4 protein-coding genes are annotated in these 3,911 nt (G+C 58.1%); all 4 read left to right on the top strand.

The annotated features are described in order from the left end of the window. Window positions 1-443: lysine--tRNA ligase (locus GX108_03205; protein ID NLO56051.1), on the top strand; the 443-nt coding region annotated here is incomplete at its 5' end. Window positions 444-446: 3 nt separating this feature from the next. Further along, window positions 447-2,525: an NAD-dependent DNA ligase LigA gene (gene ligA, locus GX108_03200; GenBank protein NLO56050.1), complete on the top strand. Its 2,079-nt coding sequence runs from the start codon at window positions 447-449 to the stop codon at window positions 2,523-2,525. A 1-nt stretch (window position 2,526) separates the two neighbouring features. Next, a complete protein-coding gene (locus tag GX108_03195) occupies window positions 2,527-2,835 on the top strand; it encodes a hypothetical protein (GenBank protein NLO56049.1) in 309 nt (102 codons plus the stop codon). Further along, window positions 2,825-3,911, top strand: a 1,087-nt coding sequence (gatA, locus tag GX108_03190) for an Asp-tRNA(Asn)/Glu-tRNA(Gln) amidotransferase subunit GatA (protein ID NLO56048.1), incomplete at its 3' end; no start/stop codon positions are given. The genes GX108_03195 and gatA, both read left to right, overlap by 11 nt.

Below are 3,911 nucleotides of genomic sequence, written 5' to 3'. Positions count from 1 at the left end.
GCGTTGACGTCGAGGGGGGCGAAAGCCGTTTCTTAATACTGACGGAGCTCTTCGAAAAGTTCGTGGAGGAGAACCTCATCCAGCCCACCTTTGTCTTGGGACTTCCCACGGAGGTTTCCCCTCTCGCAAAGAAGAACCCCGAGAACCCCGATTTCACAAACCGATTCGAACTCTTTATCTACGGATCCGAGGTGGCCAACGCATTCAGCGAACTCAATGACCCCCTTGACCAGAGGGAACGCTTTCTTGACCAGTTGAGGAAAAAGGAAGCCGGGGACGATGAGGCGCATGTTTTCGACGAGGATTACATCAACGCCCTGGAATACGGCCTACCGCCCACGGGAGGGCTTGGGATAGGCATCGACCGGCTCACCATGTTCCTCACCGATTCCCGTTCCATAAGGGATGTCATTCTTTTCCCGACCATGCGACCGAAGGCTTGAGGAATGGAAGCGGAGGGAGGATCCTTGGACGCAAGAGAGATAAGGGAAAGGATCGACCGCCTGAGGGAGGAGTTGAAACGCCATAACTACCTCTACTATGAGCTGGACTCTCCCGAGATCTCCGATGACCGATATGACCTCCTCGCCCGAGAATTGGAAAACCTCGAATCCCAACTGGGAGAGGTTCCCCCTTCGGATTCCCCAACGATAACGGTGGGCGGGGCGCCCAGGAGCGATTTCGCCAAGATAACCCATGACTCTCCCATGCTCAGCCTGGACAACGCTTTCGGCAGTGAAGACGTGGAGGACTTCACCAGGAAGGTCTCGAGGGACGTTGTTCCTCCAGCCCTTTGTTGTGAACTCAAGATCGATGGCCTGGCCGTGTCGTTACACTACAAGGACGGGAAGTTCATCCTCGGGGCGACCCGGGGGGATGGACACACCGGGGAAGACGTCACGAGAAACCTGATGACTATAGCCGATCTTCCCGAAAAATTGGCCGAAAGAATTGACGGGGCGCTGGAGATCCGTGGCGAGGTCCTTATCAAGAGCCAGGACTTCATAGCCCTGAACGCTGAAAGAGAGGAGCAGGGCCTGCCCCTCTTCGCGAACCCCCGCAACGCCGCCGCGGGGAGTCTCAGGCAACTCGATCCGGCCGTTACCGCGTCGAGGAAGCTCAGCCTTTTTGTCTACCAGGTGATCTCACCCGCGGATTACGGCATAGAAAGCCAGTATCAATGCCTTTCCTGGCTTCGAGGGCAGGGTTTTCCCGTTCAGGGGTCGGAATGCCTTTGCCGGGGCACGAAAGAAGTATTCGACTATATCGAGCGTTGGAGAAACGGCAGGTTTTCGCTCCCCTACGTCACCGACGGCGTCGTCATCAAGGTGGACGACCTGGCCTCGTGGCCGATGCTCGGCGCCACGGCCAAGGCGCCAAGATGGGCCATCGCCTATAAATTTCCCCCCGAGGAAAAACTCACGAAACTTATCAGGATAGAAGTGTCCGTGGGCAGGACCGGCACACTGACCCCTATCGCCATCCTTGAGCCTGTCAACCTGTCCGGGACGGTCGTCCAGAGGGCAAGCCTTCACAACGCCGATGAAGTGGCGAGAAGGGATATCCGCGAGGGCGACATGGTCTGGGTCCGCAAGGCCGGGGAGATAATCCCCGAAGTCTTGAGGCCCGAAATGGGTTCCAGGAAGGCCGACTCCAGGCCATTCAGCATGCCCTCCCATTGCCCTGCCTGCGGCTCGAAGGCCGTCTCCCTTCCAGGTGAAGTGGCTTTGAGGTGTATCAACAGGTCCTGTCCCGCCCAGATCCTGGAGGGCTTGAGGTATTTCGCTTCCAGGTCGGGGATGGATATCGGAGGTCTTGGAGAAAAACTACTGGAAAAACTGGTGGAGAAGGGAATCGTCAGGGACTTCGCGGATATCTACTCCCTGACCTTGAATGACCTGGCGCCGATAACCCTGACCGGCGATAAGTCCTCCAGGGTTTTGGGAGAGAAGGCAGCAACGTTCATCCTGGCTTCCATCGAATCCTCCAGGAAGAGGCCCTTTTCATCCCTGATAACCGCATTGGGGATAAAGTACGTTGGGCCCAGGGTCGCCGATATCCTGGCCCGGGCTTTCGGTGACATCGAAAAATTGAGCTCCTCCGATGAAGGTACCCTCGCTTCGATCGAGGGGATCGGTCCGACGATCGCCTCCTCCGTGTCGGCTTTCTTCAGGGATGCCCAAAACCGCAAGACCCTGGAACGACTGAAGGCCGCCGGCCTGAACATGTCCACCGCCGTAGTTCGCGGGAGCGAAAAGAAAGGTCCCCTCGCGGGACAGAGCTTCGTCTTCACCGGGGAACTGGAAGGGATGACCCGTTCGGAAGCGGAGAGCAAGGTAAAGGAGTTGGGAGGCTCGACGCCTTCCTCGGTCAGCAGGAAGACCTCTTTCGTGGTGGGGGGCTCCAACCCTGGAAGCAAACTGGCGAAGGCCGGTTCCCTCGGTGTGAGGGTCATCGATGAGAAGGCCTTTCTCGATTTGATCGGCGGGGCAAAGATGGACCATAGGCCGAAGGCAGGCGAATAGCATGGAGATCGATAGCAAGATTGTAAAAAGGGCAGCGGCCCTCTCAGGCATTGAGATCGGCGATGAAAAGGCGCAAACCATGGTTAAATTCTTCAGGGAAATGGCCAATCACTTCAGAGGTCTCGAGGAATGCGATACCGACAAGGTAGACCCCTTTTCCGACCCCGATGATTCGCCCTGCCCCTTCAGGAGCGATGAACCGGTAGGATGGGAGGATGGAAAAGAGGCCCTGGCCGCCGCCCCATTGAAAGAAGGTCCTTTTTTCGTTGTCCCGCCCATGGGCGGGACGGAGGATTACCATGAGGATTGAGTCCATGGATGGAGCCAGTATCGCCGCCGCTGTCCTGAACCGAGAATGCTCGGCGGTAGAAGTTGTTTCGGCCTCGCTGGAAAGGATCGGTGCCCAGGAATCACGACTGAATGCCCTTATAAGCGTCATGGAGGACCAGGCCCTCAAGAGGGCAGCCTTTATTGACCGGCAGGTCGCCTCCGGAAACGACCCGGGGCCCCTGGCGGGTGTGCCCGTCGTCGTCAAGGACAACCTCTGCACCCGGGGAGTCAGGACCACTTGTGGGAGCAGGATGCTGGAGCAGTGGAAACCCCCCTACGATGCCGCTGTAGTCGAAATGGCCCAGGGAGCTGGAGCGGTCATAGTGGGAAAATCGAACATGGACGAGTTTGCCATGGGAAGTTCTTCCGAGCACACCTTCTTCGGCCCCGTATCGAACCCCCGGGACCTTTCCAGGGTACCGGGAGGAAGTTCCGGCGGTAGCGCCGCATCCGTCGCGGCCGGCTACGTGCCTATCGCCCTGGGCAGCGACACCGGCGGTTCCATTCGACAGCCGGCAGCCTTCTGCGGTGTCCACGGTCTCAAGCCAACCTATGGTTCGGTCAGCCGCTGGGGCTTGATTGCTTTCGCCTCTTCCCTTGACCAGGTGGGCCCCTTCGCCAGGAGCGTTGCCGATATTGCCCTCACGATGGATGCAATTTATGCTCACGATCCTCGGGACTCAACGAGCAAAAAGAGAGTGCGTCCCCGCTTTATCGAAGGGGCTCAGAATCCTTCCCTGGAAGGGGTGCGTGTTGGTATTGTCCGTGAGTTTCGTAAAGGCATTCTTGATCAGGCTCTTGCCAGGTCTATCGAAGAGGCGGCCCTGGTACTGGAGGCATCGGGTTGCGTCATGGTTGAGGTTTCACTCGAGGAGTCGATCACCTTCGGGTTGCCCTGTTACTATATCATCTCCCCCGCCGAGGCCAGCTCCAACCTCGCACGGTTCGACGGGGTCAGGTTTGGCTTCAGGGCGGATGCGCCGGACTTCGCCTCGCAAATCATCCTCACCAGGAGCGCTGGCTTTGGCGACGAGGTTAAAAGAAGGATCTTGACGG

The sequence above is a fragment of the Thermovirga sp. genome, from assembly GCA_012523215.1.
Taxonomy (GTDB): domain Bacteria; phylum Synergistota; class Synergistia; order Synergistales; family Thermovirgaceae; genus 58-81.
This window is presented reverse-complemented; position numbering and strand designations above follow the sequence as displayed.